The organism is Marinomonas sp. S3726 (assembly GCF_000967665.1).
Classification (GTDB): Bacteria; Pseudomonadota; Gammaproteobacteria; order Pseudomonadales; family Marinomonadaceae; genus Marinomonas.
In genome coordinates, this window is the sequence record NZ_JXYC01000082.1 from 1 (window position 1) to 643 (window position 643).

A 643-nucleotide genomic window follows, 5' to 3' on the forward strand; every position below is an offset into this window, starting at 1 on the left:
TTTAACCCTTACGCAACTTTGGATACTGAACAGCCCGCTTATTTACCCCGTCGCGGTTCTGAGCACTCGTTAAAAGCGCCAAAAGTTGAAACGGCACCGCTTAACCATACGCAAGCGGCTAAAAGCTTACGTGGTCGCATGGGTGGAAAGTGGAAACCTGATTACTTTAGCTGGTTAGAACAGCGTTACCCAGATGGGGTTTCAGAGGATCAGTTAGACAACATTGTTGAGCAGTTAACTAAACCACAAACTCAAACTCTAAAAGTGGTAGGAGGTAAGTAATGAGTGGTCTGTATTTAAAAAGCATTTTAGGCGGCATAGGGGCTAAACAAAGCGACTTGGCGAGGTCTGTCTTTTTGTCTCCTGCGACTATCAGCCAAATTGTAAACCACGGGCTATGGCCTAAGAAAAACGCCAGCGTTCTTAAAGTAAAAATTACGGAGTTCTTACGCGAAAAAGGCGTTGGAGAAGTTGAAGTGTCAGCCGCATTTAATACGGCTGACAAACCTAGTATTGCCCAAAGCAACCAAACCAACGGCAATACATCATTGGAGGAAGTTATGTTACTGAAAAAGCACCGTTTAACACAAGAGGCTCGTCGAGCGTTTAAATTATTGAGAGATCCATTTGAAGAGGTTCGCTC

At 44.3% G+C, this 643-nt stretch carries 2 protein-coding genes; both read left to right on the forward strand.

From position 1 onward, the window contains the following. A partial coding sequence (locus tag TW85_RS26295; protein ID WP_046019882.1) for a hypothetical protein occupies positions 1-282 on the forward strand: 282 nt, incomplete at its 5' end. After that, positions 282-643 (forward strand): hypothetical protein (locus tag TW85_RS25140; protein WP_046019883.1); only part of this gene is annotated, 362 nt, incomplete at its 3' end. The genes TW85_RS26295 and TW85_RS25140, both read left to right, overlap by 1 nt.